At 55.1% G+C, this 17,147-nt stretch carries 15 protein-coding genes; 8 read left to right on the top strand and 7 right to left on the bottom strand.

All coding sequences use genetic code 11. The features are described 5' to 3' along the window. The first annotated feature begins 182 nt into the window (after positions 1-182). Both uvrA and msrA read left to right on the top strand, forming a co-directional pair. On the top strand, positions 183-3,050 hold the full coding sequence (gene uvrA / locus DTL42_RS08905) for an excinuclease ABC subunit UvrA (protein WP_234824137.1): 2,868 nt from the start codon (positions 183-185) through the stop codon (positions 3,048-3,050). A gap of 3 nt (positions 3,051-3,053) precedes the next feature. Beyond that, positions 3,054-3,590 (top strand): peptide-methionine (S)-S-oxide reductase MsrA, encoded by a 537-nt coding sequence (gene msrA / locus DTL42_RS08900; protein ID WP_114368349.1) that lies wholly within the window; start codon positions 3,054-3,056, stop codon positions 3,588-3,590. A gap of 96 nt (positions 3,591-3,686) precedes the next feature. Here the strand turns inward: msrA and DTL42_RS08895 are convergent, their stop codons facing one another. The 6 genes from DTL42_RS08895 to DTL42_RS08865 form a co-directional block, all read right to left on the bottom strand. Continuing rightward, on the bottom strand, positions 3,687-4,214 hold the full coding sequence (locus DTL42_RS08895; RefSeq protein ID WP_114368348.1) for a hypothetical protein: 528 nt from the start codon (positions 4,212-4,214) through the stop codon (positions 3,687-3,689). A 96-nt stretch (positions 4,215-4,310) separates the two neighbouring features. Beyond that, positions 4,311-4,838, bottom strand: a complete 528-nt coding sequence (locus DTL42_RS08890; RefSeq protein ID WP_114368347.1) for a hypothetical protein — start codon at positions 4,836-4,838, stop codon at positions 4,311-4,313. Between the two features lie 608 nt (positions 4,839-5,446). Further along, positions 5,447-5,998 (bottom strand): hypothetical protein, encoded by a 552-nt coding sequence (locus tag DTL42_RS08880; RefSeq protein ID WP_147274211.1) that lies wholly within the window; start codon positions 5,996-5,998, stop codon positions 5,447-5,449. Between the two features lie 146 nt (positions 5,999-6,144). Beyond that, the gene (locus DTL42_RS08875) at positions 6,145-7,536 is read right to left on the bottom strand and encodes an arylsulfatase (RefSeq protein ID WP_114368344.1); all 1,392 of its coding nucleotides are present in this window, start codon (positions 7,534-7,536) and stop codon (positions 6,145-6,147) included. A 139-nt stretch (positions 7,537-7,675) separates the two neighbouring features. Beyond that, positions 7,676-8,929 (bottom strand): polysaccharide pyruvyl transferase family protein, encoded by a 1,254-nt coding sequence (locus tag DTL42_RS08870; protein WP_114368343.1) that lies wholly within the window; start codon positions 8,927-8,929, stop codon positions 7,676-7,678. Positions 8,930-8,963: 34 nt separating this feature from the next. Further along, positions 8,964-9,959 (bottom strand): hypothetical protein, encoded by a 996-nt coding sequence (locus DTL42_RS08865; RefSeq protein ID WP_114368342.1) that lies wholly within the window; start codon positions 9,957-9,959, stop codon positions 8,964-8,966. Between the two features lie 264 nt (positions 9,960-10,223). Between DTL42_RS08865 and DTL42_RS08860 the strand changes: the two genes are divergently transcribed. Next, complete coding sequence (locus DTL42_RS08860) at positions 10,224-11,003, top strand: DUF3050 domain-containing protein (protein WP_114368514.1); 780 nt, start codon at positions 10,224-10,226, stop codon at positions 11,001-11,003. 297 nt (positions 11,004-11,300) lie between these two features. After that, positions 11,301-12,620, top strand: a complete 1,320-nt coding sequence (locus tag DTL42_RS08855; RefSeq protein WP_114368513.1) for a replication-associated recombination protein A — start codon at positions 11,301-11,303, stop codon at positions 12,618-12,620. A 191-nt stretch (positions 12,621-12,811) separates the two neighbouring features. Here DTL42_RS08855 and DTL42_RS08850 read toward each other — a convergent pair whose 3' ends face one another. Continuing rightward, positions 12,812-13,069, bottom strand: coding sequence for a hypothetical protein (locus tag DTL42_RS08850; RefSeq protein WP_114368341.1), 258 nt, complete (start codon positions 13,067-13,069; stop codon positions 12,812-12,814). Between the two features lie 104 nt (positions 13,070-13,173). Between DTL42_RS08850 and DTL42_RS08845 the strand changes: the two genes are divergently transcribed. From DTL42_RS08845 to DTL42_RS08830, 4 genes are all read left to right on the top strand, one after another. Continuing rightward, entirely contained in the window at positions 13,174-14,448 is a 1,275-nt protein-coding gene (locus DTL42_RS08845) for a L,D-transpeptidase family protein (RefSeq protein ID WP_114368340.1), read from the top strand. Positions 14,449-14,689: 241 nt separating this feature from the next. Next, positions 14,690-15,496 carry a hypothetical protein gene (locus DTL42_RS08840; protein ID WP_114368339.1) on the top strand — a complete coding sequence of 269 codons (807 nt, stop codon included), beginning with the start codon at positions 14,690-14,692 and terminating at the stop codon, positions 15,494-15,496. Then, a complete protein-coding gene (locus DTL42_RS08835) occupies positions 15,493-16,329 on the top strand; it encodes a hypothetical protein (protein ID WP_114368338.1) in 837 nt (278 codons plus the stop codon). Before DTL42_RS08840 ends, DTL42_RS08835 begins: the two co-directional genes overlap by 4 nt. Before the next feature lie 19 nt (positions 16,330-16,348). Beyond that, entirely contained in the window at positions 16,349-17,140 is a 792-nt protein-coding gene (locus tag DTL42_RS08830) for a hypothetical protein (RefSeq protein WP_114368337.1), read from the top strand. Positions 17,141-17,147: the final 7 nt, after the last annotated feature.

Below are 17,147 nucleotides of genomic sequence, written 5' to 3'. Positions count from 1 at the left end.
ACGGCGAACCTAAGCCGCCGCTTCGGCTTGCCAGCCAACGCCACTAGTTGCCACCACTGGCGGGTCTTGTTAGCCTGAACTGAATTGCCACTATTCATTTATACCTTTAAGGTCGGGTTTGCCCCATGGCGGGGGCAAGGCGCGAGGCCCGGTCTTTCAGCCCAGCATGACGGTCTGCCATCGTGGATTTTCATCGAGACAAGCTGACGGCCATCGACCCGACCCAGGAATCGGACAACATTCGTGTCCGTGGTGCACGGGTACACAACCTAAAGAACGTCGACATCGACCTTCCCCGCGACCAGTTGATTGTTATCACTGGTCCTAGCGGTTCGGGCAAGAGTTCTCTCGCGCTCGATACGCTTTACGCGGAAGGCCAGCGGCAGTATGTCGAAAGCCTCTCGGTTTACGCTCGCCAGTTTCTCGACCAAATGGAGCGGCCCGACGTCGATTTGATTGTCGGCTTGCAGCCCACCATCTGTATCGACCAGCGCACCGGCAGCCAAAACCCGCGCAGCACCGTCGCCACAATCACCGAGATCTACGACTATCTACGTTTGCTGATGGCACGCTTAGGGCAGCCGCACTGCTGGCAATGTGGTCGCCCGATCACGCAGCAAACAGCTGAACAAATTCAAGACCGGCTCCTCGACCTGCCAGAAGAAACCAAGCTGATGATCATGGCCCCCATGGTCCAAGGACGCAAAGGCGCCCACAAAGAAGTCATCGATAAGATCCGTCGCGAAGGGCTGTTGCGTGTCCGAGTGGATGACGAGGTCTATCAGATCGACGAAGTCCCCGAACTGAATCCGAAGAAAAACCACACCATCGAACCCATCATCGATCGAATCATCATCCGCGAAGGACTACGTTCTCGCATGAGTGATTCAGTGGCCATGGCCTTGAAGCTGGGAGACGGGCGGCTGCTGTCTTGTCATCTAGATACCAACCTAGTCGACGACGAACATCCGAAGGGAACCTGGGTTGATCAAATCTTCAATACCGAGTTGGCCTGCGTTAATTGCAATTTAAGCTTCATCGACATCGAACCACGAACGTTCAGCTTTAACAGTCCTTACGGTACCTGCCCTAAGTGCGAGGGCCTGGGCATCTGCGAAGAGTTCGATCCCGACTTGGTTGTACCGGATAAAGAACTTTCGCTCGCCGACGGCGCGATCGCTCCTTGGCGTGGCCTCACCTCCGCCGCCGTCGACAAGTTGGCCAAAGGGCTCGATACGTTCCTCGGGAAACACAAGCTCGATCCCACCACCAAGCTCAGCGAATGGACCGATCTCCAGCGCGAGAAGCTGTTCGCTGGCGAAGACAAATTCCAGGGCATTCTCATCGCCTTAGAGAAAGAGTTTGTCACCACCACGCGGAAAAAAAGGCTCGACCAGTTAGCCAAGTTTCGTGGCAAACTCCCCTGCCCAGCCTGCCATGGGGCACGGCTTCGTCCAGAAGCTTTGGCCGTGCGGGTTGCCGGGAAGAACATTCACGAAATCGTGCGGCTGAGCATCAACGATGCCCGGGCTTGGTTCGATACGCTCGAGTTCGACGAACACGAAAGCCTGATCGCGACGCCAATCGTGCGCGAGATCGCCAAACGGCTAACCTTTCTGGAAAAAGTGGGGGCCGATTACCTCACCCTCGACCGGGCGGCCGATACGCTCAGCGGTGGAGAACTGCAGCGGGTCCGCCTGGCAACCGGCATCGGCAGCGGGCTAGTCGGCATTTGCTATATCTTGGACGAACCCTCGATCGGACTTCACTCGCGCGATAACCATCGTTTGATCGAAGCATTGGTCGACCTGCGCAACCATGGCAATACGGTCATTGTCGTGGAACACGATGAAGCGATCATGCGGGTGGCTGATCGCCTGGTCGATGTTGGCCCTGGCGCTGGCCACCACGGCGGGCTAATCATTGCCGAAGGAACGCCGGAGGTGGTCTCGAACGTTGAAAACTCGATCACCGGCCAATACCTCTCTGGCCGCCGAAAAATCGACGTTCCCGAGTCGCGCCGCAAGATCGCCAAGACCCGGATGATCTCGCTCGAAGGGGCAACAACGAACAACCTCAAAGACGTTGCCGTCCAGATTCCGCTGGGGGCTTTCGTCTGTGTGACCGGCGTGAGCGGCAGCGGCAAAAGTTCGCTGGTCAACGAAACGATCACCCCAGCCCTGCTACGTCGCTTGGGGCAACCTTCGCAGCGGCCTGGGCCTTTTACCAGCTTGCGTGGCACCAGCCAAGTCGACAAGGTCATTCCGATCGACCAATCACCCATCGGTCGCACGCCCCGCAGCAACCCAGCGACCTATACCGGAGTGTTCGACGAAATCCGCAAGGTGTACGCCGGCACTCGCCAGGCCAAGCAGTACGGCTACAAAGCGTCTCGCTTCAGCTTCAACGTAAAGGGGGGCCGCTGCGAGGAGTGCCAAGGTCAGGGGCTGCGGAAGATTGAAATGAACTTCCTGCCCGACCTGTTCGTCGAGTGCCCGGTCTGCAATGGCAAACGCTTCAACCGCCAGACCTTACGGGTGAAGTACAAGGACCTGTCGATTGCCGATGTACTGAACCTACCTATTGAAGAAGCAGCCGAGTTTTTCGAAAACGTGCCGACCATTCATCGGGTACTGTCCAGTTTATGCGATGTGGGCCTCGGCTATCTTTCGCTCGGACAACCCAGCACGACCCTTTCCGGCGGCGAGGCACAACGCATAAAATTAGCCACCGAGTTGGCCCGTACTGAAACAGGTTCGACCCTTTACGTCCTAGACGAACCAACCACCGGGCTGCACTTCGAGGACATTCGGCGGCTCTTGTCGGTGCTGATCCGCTTGGTTGAAAAAGGGAACACGGTCCTGGTGATCGAGCACAATCTGGACGTTATCAAAAGCGCCGATTGGCTGATCGACCTTGGCCCGGAGGGTGGTTCTGGCGGTGGTCAGATCATCGCAACCGGCACGCCAGAGCAAGTCGCCGAAGTGGCCGAAAGCTACACGGGCCAATATTTGAAACCATTGTTAAGCGGTCAGGAAACGGAAGAATAACGCATGGCAGAAATTCAAACGGCAACGTTTGGTGGCGGTTGTTTTTGGTGCACCGAAGCGGTCTTCAGCGAGTTGCGTGGTGTCGAGTCGGTCACCTCCGGTTACGCTGGCGGGCATGTCGCCAACCCAACCTACGAACAAGTCTGCACCAAAACGACCGGCCATGCCGAAGTGATTCAAATCACGTTCGATCCCGACCAGATAAGCTATGAAGATCTGCTAGAAATCTTCTTCCAAACGCACGATCCAACCACCAAAGACCGCCAAGGAAACGACGTCGGCCCACAGTATCGCAGTGCGATCTTCTACCATAGCCAGGCCCAAAAAGAAGCAGCCGACGCCTTCATTGCCAAGCTCAACGACAACGGCGTGTTCCCTGCCCAGATCGTTACTGAAGTAACCGAGATCAACAACTACTACCCCGCCGAGAACTACCACCAAGAATACCTGGCCAACAACCCCGGCAACCCTTACTGTGCGATGGTCGTCCGCCCCAAGGTCGACAAGTTCCGCAAACAGTTCGGCGAGAAACTGAAGTAGGGTCCGCTGTGCGGGCCGCACGACGTTATCTACTTCAGAAAGAAGTTCACGAATCCCTAACTTCGGTCCGCACAGCGGACCCTACATGCCTAGACCTCAGAAGTCCAAGAACGCACACAGCCCAATCCCTGAACCGGCGGCTGCTAGATCGAGGAACATCAAAAGGCAAAACGTCCACGTTACGTCAGGTGTTTGCGGCATTCCCAGAGCCCAGCGATGAACCAGCCAGGCGATCGAGAGAGGGAATGCTCCGAGCGCGAAGCTGCTGGTGAGTGGCAGAAATGAAATATTCCATCCTAGGATAAGAACGTTCAAAGGAAAACAACACGCGGCAAGCACCACGGCCAGATTCAGCAGTAAGAACAGCTTAGGACGTCGGGCAGGGTTATCAGTAAAGTCAACCATGCACAGCATCGCCAGGCTTCCGAAAAAGGCAAACGGCCACACAGCAATAATCTCAGGGCCCAGCGATCCAATCCCCTGAGCCAAGTAATCGAGAACTCGCCTGCCTAACCCGGACACGCCCAGCGAAACCAGCCCGCAGAAGTAACCGAAAACACCGGTCGCCAGCATCAAGTCTTTCAGGCCAAAGCGCAACGGTTGATCTGACCGAGATTCATCCAAGACTTGACACCTCGTAGGGTCCGCTGTGCGGACCACAAATCGCTTTCCGCTTCGGAAACACATCTTCACATATTCTTTCGGCCCGCACGCCGGCCCCTACGTGCCGATCGACCGTAACCCGGCAATCGCTGCGGTACTCAGTAGTTCCAACAATAGCAGACCATTCAACCACCTCAAGACCTGGGGGACCAGCACGGGCATATCGCGTGACGCTCGGTGTACCAACCAAGCCAAAGTAAGCGGTAACGATCCCACACTTAGCGTAGCAGCCAACGATAGGGTTACGTCTCCGATGGCCCACATGCGAAAACCAAGCGGTAAGATGTTCGCGAACAAGACAACCACTACGTTCGTTAACAGAAATGCTTTCGGTCGAGTCCAATCGTCGCCAAAGAACAAAACCTCAATGGACCACGCCAAGCTTCCAAACAATACGAATGGCCAAACAAAAATTGCGAGAATCCCCAGTTGCCCGAACCAGCCGACCAAGAGGGAAAGTAGCACACTACCAGACGTGGAAACCCCCAGCGAAACCAGTCCGCAGAAGTAACCGAAAATGCCGGTTACCAACAGCAAGTCTTTCAGGCCAAAGCGTAGTATCGGATCGCTATTGGGAGGTGCCATAAAGTACCACTGCCGTCTCCACTACGATCAAATCGGCAAAGACAAAGGATGCAAACGTCCATACCGCCGCCAAGGAAATCGTTTTTTCCTTTTTCTGGTGCCCTAAGAGCCACGCCACAGCCATAGCCCCCCTAAACTAAGGGCGATTACAACCGGAAGCGTTTCTTTCCCTTCCCCCAAGAACAACATGACAATCAAGATAATCACGGGCGAAGCATTCGCAATGCAAAGCCACCTAGGTATTAATTTCTGTGAAAGAACAAGTAGTACCAACCAGAATGGGCTGGCCAACAAGAGGATCGTGTAAATCACCAATGCTGCTATCCCGATCGGAGGAGGCGTTGCCTTCTCTAGAAATTCAACAAGCCTCACCCCTGCGTCAGAAGCACCGTAAGCAATCAAGCCACACAGGTAACTAACCAATCCCGTGACGAAAAATAGATCTCCAATACGAAAACGCAGCCGTTGATCTGACCGAGACTCGTCCAAGACTTGATCCCCAGTAGGGTCCGCTGTGCGGACCGAAAAACGCCCTCAACTTGGCAACACATATTCACGAATTACCAAACCACTTTGCAATTACGACCCGCACAGCGGCCCCTACGCGCTCAATAGTAGGCCATCGCATGTAGGACTCCGGCTACTTGGATCACAGATAGCTGAACGACAAACATACCGAAAAACCAAAAGTTCACCAGGAAAGACGTCTCAAGCCCCAGAAGCCACCGATGAAAGATCCACGCCGATCCTAGCGGCATCGCTCCTAGACTGAGGCAGACCATCAACGATATTTGATGATACCCATCCTTTAAAAGGATGGGCAAAACCAAAGCCACCAGCACGGCAAGGACACTGGCCAGCAGAAACAGCTTTGGCCGGAGCGTGCTTGAAAGAATTGCCGCGACGAACCAAACCGGGCTAGTCATCAAGGCGAACAGATAAACAAATAGCCCGATGATCAGAATAAAACCGATCACTGGGATAAATACCGGCGACTGCCAAAACTCTGGCGGTTGAAATTCGATAACCTTGAGAACATCGGTTCCAACGTCCGCCAAGCCCAAAGTTACGACCCCACAGAAGTAGGCAATAAGCATCATGGCCAATAACAGATCAAGCACGCCGAAGCGAAGTGGTTGCACTGGCTGTGATTCGTCCAAGACCTGGTCCCTCGTAGGGTCCGCTGTGCGGACCGCAAGACGTTATCTACTTCAGAAAGAACTTCACGAATCCTATAATAACCACGCTACAACTTCGGTCCGCAGAGCGGACCCTACGGCGTAATTTGGGGCTGCGTAGACGGCACCTATTTTTGTTCGAATTTGAACTTAAAGCGATCGTTTTCGGTGTGGGCTTCGTCGAAGATTTGACGGATCTGGGCGACTAATTCAGGGTGCTTTTCCGATACGTCATCCGATTCATCGATGTCTTCTTCGATATTGTAAAGTGCGATGTGAGCATCGGGGTTGTTGGTCATATCGTTCTGCACACCTTTCCATTGGTTCATACGAACGGCCCTTCTGCCTCCTCGCTCGAAGAACTCCCAGTACAGGTAATCGTGTTTGGGCTGCTCTCCTTCGCCGGTCAAGGTCGGCACCATGCTGATGCCGTCCAGAGTCTTCGGCACCTCGACCCCGGCCAGTTGGCACAGGGTTGGCAGAACATCCCAATGGGCACTGATCAGATCGCTGGTAGTGCCTGGCTTCACATGCCCTGGCCAACGCACGATAAAGGGAGCACGGATACCGCCATCGGTTAGGTCGCGTTTGTAACCGCGATAAGGTCCGTTGCTATCGAAGAACCCAGGATTATGCCCCCCTTCCTGATGCGCACCGTTGTCGCTGGTGAACATCACGATGGTGTTGTCGTCGAGGTTTAGTTCTTTAAGCAGGTGCATCACGCGACCAACATCTTCGTCCATCTTGGTACACATTCCGGCGAAGGCGGCAACCGGGTTGGTCACCGTGGTACCGGCGTACTTTCCTTGCTTGTTTTCAAACTCAGGGAACTTTTTGCGGAACGGTTCAGAATATTCTTCCGGCACGTGCATCGCAGCGTGGGGAATGGTGATCGGCAAGTAACAAAAGAATGGCTTGTCTTGGTTGTCGCGAATGAACTGCAGCGCGTGATCCATGATCAGATCGTGCGAGTAGGTCTTGCCGTCGAGCTCGATCTTCTTGTCGTTGTCGTACAGCCAAGTCGGATAGTACGTGTGGGCGTTGCGTTGGCAGTTGTAACCGTAGAAGACATCGAAGCCCTGATTCAGCGGATCCCCTTCCGAGCCTGGGTAGCCAAGCCCCCATTTACCGAACGCGCCGGTCACGTAGCCAGCCTTCTTTAGCAACTCGGGCAAGGTGACCGTCTCGGCCGGGATCGGCTGCTGGCCGACCGGTTTCACTTCTGCATTGCCACGGACCGGCGTATGGCCGGTATGCAAACCGGTCATCAGCACGCTGCGCGTCGGAGCACAAACCGTGCTGCCTGAGTAATGCTGCGTGAACCGCATTCCTTCCGCCGCCAGTCGGTCGATGCTGGGGGTCTCGAACTTCTGCTGGCCGTAGCAACTCAAATCGCCGATGCCCAAATCGTCGGCCAAGATATAAACGATGTTCGGCTTCTTGGTTTCTGCCTGGGCAGCCGGAACGAACATTCCCAACGTAAAGAACGCGAGCAATAAGATAGCGAAAGACTTTGTCATAGTTCGTCGGTCACCGGAAGGGGATGAAAACTGCTGATCGTTTAACTACGTGCTGGATGGGAAACTTGTTTTTGCTTCGCCCCCTCACCCTAGCCCTCTCCCCGTAGGGGCGAGGGGACAAGACGGAAGACACTCGCTGTTAGACACCCACCGATTGGCGGACGACTTCCATGGTTGCTTGCTGCCGCTGAGTGACCACGGCCTGGGCAGCGTGGACCATTTCTTGGGTAGCTTCTGGCTTGTTGATCAAGTCTAACACAGTATCCGTATATTTAGCGACTTGTTGCGGCTGGTCGATATCAAATAACCAATCTCCCAGGCCAATGTCTTTCCACATAAAACCTTTAGAAGTTTGCTCTTCAAAACGCCCCACAATTGCCGGTACGCCGTTGCCGATACACATGATCGGCGAGTGCATTTCCAATCCGAAGAAGCCCGCCGAACGGACATAGGTGCTGAGTGCCTGATCGGTCAGCCAGAAATTTTCACGCCAGACGACCTTCTGCTTAACCTCGTCGGAAAGGTGATCGTAGACGTTGTCCTTACCGACTTGCATCTGAGTCATGTCCTCGGGACAGAGAAGCACCTTATAGTCCGTCTCGGTCACCACCTTGCTGATCGCGTCGCGGAGGGGCTGGTGATCGTGGTCCTTCATTTCCTCGTTGCGGGCATGCTTCTTCTCGTCGATGGTACGCCCTTCTTTCACCAACCAATACGGTGTGTAACGCAGCCGAGGAATGCAGCACAAAAACTTGCCGGTGGCCAAGTCGTTCTGCTGCAGGTACTGCTCGGCGGCGGCATCATCTCGCAAATCACAGGCAAACGCCCCATCAGGTGCGAACTCCATGATCGGGCTCTTGATGCCAACTTGCTTTGCCTTGCCCAACGAGACGGTATCGCGAAAGAAAACAAACTGGGCCTTACTCATCAGGCTCAGCGTTTTGGCCCCTGCCCCGCCAAACGTGATGCCGTATATCCCAAACGGCTTGCCGGTGTGCTCGACGTAATCACCCGTATCGCGAGCCGCCACAAACGATGGTCCGGAACCATGCAGCAAGAAATCGCTGCTGCTAACGGCCTCTTGCAGATCGGCATTCGAGGCTTTGCCATCTTTGCCAATCGATCCCTTCACAATCTTCAGCTGGGGAAAACGCTTTTTCTCCATCGCCGAGACTTCTTCCGAGAAGTCGCCGGATGCCCACAGCGTGACATCGGCCTCCGGCACATACTTTTCCAGCAACGCCAACACCCCAGGCGTATGGGCGATGTCGCCGATGTTGACCACTTGCCAGGAAGAGCGAAGCAAGATCTGGGGACGTTTTCCGGGGGCAGCGTAAGCCTTGGCAGCAATGGCAGCGGCAACCGAAGCCTGTAGAAAGGTGCGTCGTTTCATGATGATAGATACCTATCGTAGGTGGGGCGATTCGTTACTTTGTGGAGGCGTTCAACGCGTCGATATTGGCGGACTTGTGGAGCTTGGCGATTTCTTCGTCGGATAGGGCTCGGTCAAAAACGGCCAGACCTCCAAACTTGCCTTTGGTGGCCTCTCGCAGAAACGAACCCACCGCGTATCGGGCTCCGACGGTGAAATCAGAACCGCCACCCGGTTTCGATTCGGCATGCTTGGCAGGATCGTAGGCGAAGATTCCGCGTCCGTGATAGTAAGGGTTCATCCCGCGATCCTTCCCATCGGGACCTTCTTGGGTGAAGTAACGATCGTCACGGCGATCTTTCTTCGGATCAAGCTCCCGCTCTTCCAAGGTTCCGTTGATGTAGGCCCGGATGTATTGACCGTCGTACGTGAATGCCAGAGTACACCAAGTTTCTTCTGGGACCTGCTGCTTGGTGGCGGCGTAGTCGGAACACCAAGGAAAAGCCGAGCCATCAGCACGCCGAGTAACGCCTCCTTCGCTACTAATGTGCGGCACCAATTGCTTCGACCCGCCGTAGGTTGGCATGTTCATCAACAAGGCATACTGCCGCGAGCCGGTATCGTCATCGCGTCCCTTCCCTTCGCTCCACATGCCAGCGATGGTGCGGCTTTGATTCAGATTAATAATCCGCACTACGGCAAACATGCTGACCTGGGCGTCTGGGCCGCTAATATTGAGCTTGCCAGTCTTCTCGTAAGCTAATTGCAAATACTGCTTCCCATTAAGCTCCAGACTGTAGCCTGAATAAGGTCCCCCTTCGGCGCGGGCGATTGGGCCGTTTACTTCTTCAAGCGGGTAATCGCCCCCCGGGGCAATCGACTTCCTGGCGTGGCCAGCCTGTTCGTCAAACGTCCAAAAAGCGACCAGACCTGGTGTATCGAGCACGACCTTCGCATCGCCTGTCGGTTCGGCAGCTACAGCAGCATGAACCAGAAACGTTGTTCCGAAACAACTCAGTAGCAGTGTTAGGCAGGTGAACGGTAGACGCATGGGGCGGGGTGCTCAATAAGGTGGGACAGGACAAGAATTATTCCGATGCGGTCCTGGTAAGGGGTAAGTTCCGCTTCATAAAACATTAATTGATCTCAACCCTACATGGAACCTTTTCGTTTTTTCGGGCCTCATTCCTTACGGAACCCCGAAGTTCCATTCCCGACTTCATGTATATGTGATAGCTTTCACTTTCAGCAGGCGCTGCTTTGCCGGCGCCCTCACCACCCTCTTGCTGTAACCCCATTGAGTCCCATGATTGTGATGCCTCCCGCGGCGCAGGAGCGCCTCGATCGAATCGAACAAGTCCTCGAACCTCAACGGCTTGAACTGCTCGAACACCCGGTCTACGCCAAAATTGGCGACGCTGCGGCCCTGCGTACGTTTATGCAGTATCACGTTTTTGCCGTGTGGGACTTCATGTCGCTGCTGAAGGCCCTGCAACTTCGGCTGACCTGCGTTCAGGTACCGTGGCTGCCCACCGATAACCAGCTCGGGCGCCGCTTGGTAAACGAGATCGTCCTCGGGGAAGAGAGCGACGAAGATGGCGAAGGGGGCTTTAGCAGCCACTTCGAGTTGTACCAGGCCTCAATGCAGCAGATCGGCGCCAACAGCTACCTGCTCGATCGTTTTCTACAGCGGCTCGAGCAAGGCCGCGACGTAACGGCGTCGTTGTACGAAGCCGACCTGCCTCGCTCGATTGTCCAGTTCGTGACCAACACATTCGATCTAATCGCCAGCGACAACCTGCCCGCGATCGCATCTGGCTTCACCTACGGCCGCGAAGATCTACTGCCAGGCGTGTTTCAAAAGATCGTCCAGCAAGTCAATGCGGAACTCTCTGGCTCCGCTTCGAAATTCGTTTTCTACTTAGAACGACACATCGAACTCGACGGCGAACAACACGGCCCGATGGCCCATCGGCTGCTATCGCACCTGTGCGGCGACGATGACGACAAATGGCAAGCCGCCGAAGATGCCGCCGTAAGAAGCCTAGAAGCCCGGCGACTGCTGTGGAACGGGATGCTGGAAGCGTTGGCTTAGTTGCCTTCCAGAAACAAGAAATAAAAAAACCCGGCGTACGTTTGTTAAGCATCAACGTACGTCGGGCTTACACCGCGGAAATTGCTTAACGCTCCGTGCGGCGTCCCTGTCCGACCGCAGACGATTGGAGCAACCATCTGAAAGGGCCCACTCGGCCGGACACTTGAAACATAGGTTGCTTTTTCGGCGTGGGCAAATATTTTTTCGGCTTTGCCAATTTTCTGGCGGTTGCCCCAAAGCCGGGTGACGGGTCCAATGGAAGGTGTTGATCCCCTTCCCTGCTCGCGGGCACTTGCGATGTCTTTATTTGAACAAGCCGAAACCAAGAACTTCGACCGCGCCAAACCGCTCGCGGCTCGGATGCGGCCGCGTAACCTGAACGAATTCTTCGGACAAAAACACTTCCTGGCCGAAGGCAAACTGCTATGGCGGCTGATCAAATCGAATCGGCTGACTTCGGTTTTGTTCTATGGCCCGCCTGGATGCGGCAAAACGACGCTCGCCCAGTTGCTGGCATCCGAAACGAAAAGCCGCTACCGTCAGCTGAACGCCGTCACCTCTGGTGTCAAGGAACTGCGCGAAGTCTTGCAAGAGGCACAAAGCGAGGTCGCCACCGGTGGACGCAAAACGCTGTTGTTCATCGACGAGATCCACCGCTTTAACAAGTCGCAACAAGACGCGTTGCTGCCGGACGTGGAAAATGGCATCGTAATTCTGGTCGGCGCCACCACCAGCAACCCTTTCTTTGCGGTCAACAGTGCCCTGGTCAGCCGCAGCCAGGTGTTTCAGTTTGAGCCGTTATCGGCAGAAGAAATTCGCGAAGTGCTTGATGCGGCGCTCAAAGATCCCCATCGTGGGCTCGGCAAGTTCGATGTCGTACTGCATGACGACGCCGCCGAGTTTTTAGCAGAAGTTTGCGACGGCGACGCTCGCCGCGCACTGAACGCTTTAGAAATCGGGGTTCTTTCGAGCGACGAGAAACCCATTCAATTCACCCGCGAACTAGCCGAAGAAACCATTCAGCGCAAAGCCGTGCAGTACGACCGCGATGGCGATACGCACTACGACACGGCCAGTGCCCTGATTAAGAGCATCCGGGGCAGCGATGTCGATGCTTCGATCTACTGGCTGGCCAAGATGCTGGAAGGGGGCGAAGACATTCGTTTCATCACGCGGCGGTTGATTATCTCGGCCAGCGAAGACATCGGCAACGCCGACCCACACGCCCTGACAATCGCCGTTTCCGCGATGCAAGCCTGCGAGATGATCGGTCTGCCGGAATGCCAACTCACCCTTTCGCAAACGGTTGCTTACCTGGCCTGTGCCCCGAAAAGCAACGCCGCCACGGTCGCCATTGGCGAGGCCAGGGCTGATATTCGCGAAGGTCGTGTTCAACCGGTTCCCACCCACCTGCGCGATGCCCACTATGGCGGGGCGAAAGAACTTGGCCACGGCGAAGGCTACCAATACGCCCACAACTCCCCCGACGGCATCGCCGCCCAAAGCTACCTTGGCATCGACCGAGAATACTACCGCCCTGTCCCCCGTGGCTTCGAGGCGACGCTACAAAAACGAGTGGAAGTCTATCGCAAACGGCTTCGGGGCGAAGAGGAATGATTCGCTAAGAAAGAGGGGGAAGCAGCCGATACGCCGCCAAAAACCTCAGCCTGGGCGCCCCTCGGCAACCTCTATGCCGATTCCCTTCCCCCTGGATGACGGAGGGGAAACAAGCGGGGCAGCTAGCACCGCACGAAACCGGCCTTTGTTCGCAATCGGCGTTTGGTTACTATCTGAGAACGTTTGCCGACTTAGGCAGACGGTTGAGGGATGCACGTCATCAGAACGATTACGGCAATCATGCCCAGCAGGCCCAAGACAACCCATGGCAACGATTTCCCTGCCCAGGGACTTGTGCTGTGGATAATCGCATGGCCACAGACTGGGCAGACATCGATATCGTCGAAGATTTCCGCTCCGCACTCGGGGCATTCGATTGTATCTTCCTGGTCTTCGGCCAGGTAGTCTTCGGTCCAGTCTTCGTCGTCGTATTCGTCGCTGTCGTGCATGACCTTCAGGATGGGTTAAATAACGTCAGAGCACACCTCGGCATCATCAAGTATCGGCAGAATGGATTGCCGTGGATGAGCCGAAATCGTCAGGGAGGACGAAGGTGGAAACGATCAAAACCGCTTGCATGGTCATTGTGTTGATGGCCATTGGTTACGGCGTCTACACCGTTTTGAATCAGCCGGAAGAAGTTCCGCCCGAAGTTGCCAGCGCTGCCAGTAACATGGAGTTGTCGCTGCCTGAGTTTCCGCAAGTCGGTATGCCAGGCGATTCCGCCAATTCCTTGGGCACCCCATCTTCCGGCCCACCACCTTTCAACGCAAATTCTCTCAGCGCGTCCCCCAGCTTTGCTAGCGCTCAATCAACCGCACCGCAGCTTGGCCAGCCTAACGATTCGGCTCTGCCTTCTGCACACACGGCTCCCCCTCTTGCTGGCGACCATTCCGCCGAGCAGGAAGCAACACCTTACGTACCTCAATTCGCTGGCGCCAGCGATCTGCCACCGCTTGGCAACACGGCAACAGCCAACCCTGCTGGGCTGGCTCCTTCGGGCGAAGCGCATATCCCTTCGTCCCCGGATGCTACTCACACGCAATTGGCCTCGGTTTATTCGCATGGCAGTAGCCTGGGCGGAATGAACCGCAACATGCCCGAGATGCCAGGGCACTCGATGGCAGCCAGTTCGCCTCCGCCGGGAGATTTCCAAACCGATTGGGATGAAGCGGAAGTCTATTTAAATCAAAATGATTTGGTCGAAGCGTGTCGCCGACTAACACCGTGGCGCAATCGCCCTGAGTTAACACCAGCTCAGAAAGACGAACTGAATTTGCTGCTGAACCAGCTTGGCGGGACAATCGCCTACTCGACGCGGCACCTGCTGGAAGAGCCATACACCGTCGGCAGCGGCGAGACGCTCGAAAGCATCGCCAAGCAGTACGACGTTCCGCCGCTGTTACTGCAACGCATTAACGGCCTCAGCGATCCCAACCAATTGACGCCTGGGCAGAAGCTGAAAGTCTTGCAAGGTCCGTTCTCGGCCAAGATCGACATGACTCATAACGAATTGTCGCTGGAAGTCGACGGCTGCTACGCCGGTCGATTCCCCATCACCATCGAGAACGGCGCCGTCATTCCGACAGGCGAGCATGAAGTGCTGCGTAAGGAAGCCAGTCCGCAGTTTTTCGATCAAACCAGCCAACGCGTGCTGTCCGCAGGCGACCCTGCGAATCCGTACGGTAGCCACGCAATTCACTTGGACGGAGGCGTCGTTTTGCACGGCACCGGCGGCCCAGGCGGCTCGATCAGCGTGAGTACGGCTGACTCCGAGTACCTCTACGAAATCCTCTCGGTCGGCTCGAAAGTGACCGTACTGCGTTAACATTCGATGAATCCGAAATGCCCACGCCTTCGCTGCCTACCCACTGCGACGTGGGCCAATTCTTTCCGATAACGCGACAAACTCTTGGCCATGTCGCGTCGCATCAGGCGTTTGCCTGAACTCTTTCCCGTCGGCTCCGTACCGAGCCACAGGCCCCCTCTTGTTTGACAGGCCACCCCCCAACCGATAGCCTACCGCAAGCGAGGTAGTGCCCAAAGCAACTTCACACAACGAGCCCACCATGGACGAGTCGGTTAAGGATTCTGGAAAGAAGAAGCGAAGCTGGCGGTTTCGCTGGTCGCTGCGAGTTTTTTTTGTCTTCATTGGCCTCGTTGCGGTTGGCCTGGGCTTGCTCGGCTATAAGATGCGGGTGGGATATCTCCATGACAATGTGGCTGACAATATTGTGGAGCTTGGTGGACGTGTTGCCTGGAAACTGACTCGCACTGTCTGGATTATGCCCCATTCATCTCAAACCCCGGGCGGAGGACAAATATTCTATTTCGGCGTAGCAACACGAAAGATCAAGGCAGGCCCTGACTGGATGCAATCACTCGGAGTAGAGCCTGCGTTTCAGCGGATTGAATGCGCCTATTTCCATGAAAAGTCGCCTGAAAAGCTGACCCGGTTTCTGTTGGAGATCGAACGACTGGACCGCATAGAAGGAGTTCATCTCTCCAATACTCCAATCCAAGAAGAGCAACTCGAACATCTACTTGCTCAAGTTGAAATGAACGGCCTCGGCATCGGAGAAACAACCATTGGTAATCGACGGCTACCTTTCCTGAAGGACACGAAGCTGAGCTTTCTCTTCGTTCCAAACACGCCATTTTCCGATGAACTCCTCGACGATCTACCGGATACCCTCACCCATCTTGATGCGACCAGCACCAAGATCACCGACGATGGTCTGCCCAAGCTAGTTCGCTTGAAGAATCTAGTAAGCCTAAAGCTTGCCCTTACGCCAACGAGCGAAGTGGCGATCGATGCTTTGCGACAGAAAATGCCTTGGTGCACGATCGAGTGGGATCCCTTGGAGCAACCATGAACAGCAATTCAGATACGCTACTTCATTCAAGCGAGAAGCCGCTCAGCCAAGAGATTCCCCCTAGGCGAAGCTGGCGGTTTCGCTGGTCGTTGCGGGTTCTATTTGTCTTCGTTGGCCTCGTTGCGATTGGCTTAGCTTGGGTCAGCTATCAGATGCGGATGGGGCATCTTCACGAAGAGGTCTCAGAAAAGTTAGCCGAACTTGGGGGACATGCCTCGTGGAAGCTGACCCAGCGTCAGTCCGTTCCCATCCTAGCGTCACCAGCGGCGACCATAACAACGCCGCCTGGAGCCAATGTCCAAGTGGCCTACGTCGATGTCAAACAAGCCCCTGAATGGATGGTCGCAATCGGTGCGGAACCGCTCTTTCAGCGCATTAAAAACGCCTATTTTCGAAAGAGCTCACGAGGAGAATATGACGATTTCCTCCGGGAACTTGAACGCTTGGACGATATCGAGGGGATCTCGCTAGATGGCATCGCGGTTTCAGAAGACCAACTAGAGCATCTGTTTCAGCGATTTAATCTAGAAACGCTTGCCGTTTTCGATTCCACTATCGGTCGTCGTCCGATGCCATTCTTACGAGATAGCCAACTGAAGTGGCTCGGTTTTTCTCGCACTCATCTTTCGGATGTAGTCCTCGACGACTTACCTGATTCGCTGGAATATTTGGATGCCACACGCACTCGTATTACTGACGATGGGCTGAAGAAGCTGGTGCGGCTAGAGAACCTGAAAGAGCTGACGCTACGACGAACTCCCACGAGCAAAGCGGCCATTGAAGACTTGAAAAAGAAAATGCCGTGGTGCCAGATTTGGTGGGCTCCGCTATAATCCCTCAGGAACTGCCACCATGGAATCGGCTCAACAAGATCAGGCCCAGCCGGTCAAACGAAACTGGCGGCTACGTTGGTCGCTTCGTTTCTTAATCGCGGGGATGACCTTGGCGTGCATTCTGTTTGCCTGGCTGGGCAGCATTTGGCACATGGGGCAAGTTCACGACGAAGTTGGCAAGCGGATTGAATCGTTGTCTCCACACAGCTTTTTTTCTTCTCGAATTCAATGGCAGCTTTCCGAGGCCAAGAACATCAGCACCACCCCGGGCAGTGGAGTCTACTTAATTACGGAAGTCAAACAGACGCCGCAATGGATGCAAGAGAGCGGAACGGAACTATTCTGGCAACGAATTAAATCGATCTCGCTGCATGACAATTTGAATCGAGAGCAGATCGAAACTGCGGTCAAAGAAATCACTCGGCTCGATCAGATCGAGAAACTCACCATACACATTCCTAATTTTTCGGAGCGCGACCTCGCCCGCATCTTGGCCGCAGTTCAAATAGACAAACTGGACCTTGAGCGTACCCATCTTAGCCCAGCCTCCCTCCCCTGGCTGCGAAACGCCAAATTAACCGATCTAAACCTATCATTTACTCAATTCGCGAACACAGCAGTTGACGACCTGCCAGACTCGCTAGAGCGACTTAATCTGATGGGAACGCAAATCGACGACGAAGGCGCGGCGAAGCTCGTTCGGCTGGAGAAGCTGTTCTACCTGAACCTGCGGCAAACGTCCGTCAGCCGCGAGGTGATCAAGCAATTGGATGATAACCTGTCAGGCTGCTTGATTGACTGGGGAGAATAGTCGAGTC

The organism is Bremerella cremea (assembly GCF_003335505.1).
GTDB classification, from domain to species: domain Bacteria; phylum Planctomycetota; class Planctomycetia; order Pirellulales; family Pirellulaceae; genus Bremerella; species Bremerella cremea_A.
This window is presented reverse-complemented; position numbering and strand designations above follow the sequence as displayed.

Excerpts from the sequence above, each read along its gene's own strand:
- msrA (WP_114368349.1), top strand. The coding sequence starts at position 3,054 with ATGGCAGAAATTCAAACGGCAACGTTTGGTGGCGGTTGTTTTTGGTGC.
- DTL42_RS08890 (WP_114368347.1), bottom strand. The coding sequence starts at position 4,838 with ATGGCACCTCCCAATAGCGATCCGATACTACGCTTTGGCCTGAAAGAC.
- DTL42_RS08875 (WP_114368344.1), bottom strand. The coding sequence starts at position 7,536 with ATGACAAAGTCTTTCGCTATCTTATTGCTCGCGTTCTTTACGTTGGGA.
- DTL42_RS08870 (WP_114368343.1), bottom strand. The coding sequence starts at position 8,929 with ATGAAACGACGCACCTTTCTACAGGCTTCGGTTGCCGCTGCCATTGCT.
- DTL42_RS08865 (WP_114368342.1), bottom strand. The coding sequence starts at position 9,959 with ATGCGTCTACCGTTCACCTGCCTAACACTGCTACTGAGTTGTTTCGGA.
- DTL42_RS08860 (WP_114368514.1), top strand. The coding sequence starts at position 10,224 with ATGCCTCCCGCGGCGCAGGAGCGCCTCGATCGAATCGAACAAGTCCTC.
- DTL42_RS08855 (WP_114368513.1), top strand. The coding sequence starts at position 11,301 with ATGTCTTTATTTGAACAAGCCGAAACCAAGAACTTCGACCGCGCCAAA.
- DTL42_RS08850 (WP_114368341.1), bottom strand. The coding sequence starts at position 13,069 with ATGCACGACAGCGACGAATACGACGACGAAGACTGGACCGAAGACTAC.
- DTL42_RS08840 (WP_114368339.1), top strand. The coding sequence starts at position 14,690 with ATGGACGAGTCGGTTAAGGATTCTGGAAAGAAGAAGCGAAGCTGGCGG.
- DTL42_RS08835 (WP_114368338.1), top strand. The coding sequence starts at position 15,493 with ATGAACAGCAATTCAGATACGCTACTTCATTCAAGCGAGAAGCCGCTC.
- DTL42_RS08830 (WP_114368337.1), top strand. The coding sequence starts at position 16,349 with ATGGAATCGGCTCAACAAGATCAGGCCCAGCCGGTCAAACGAAACTGG.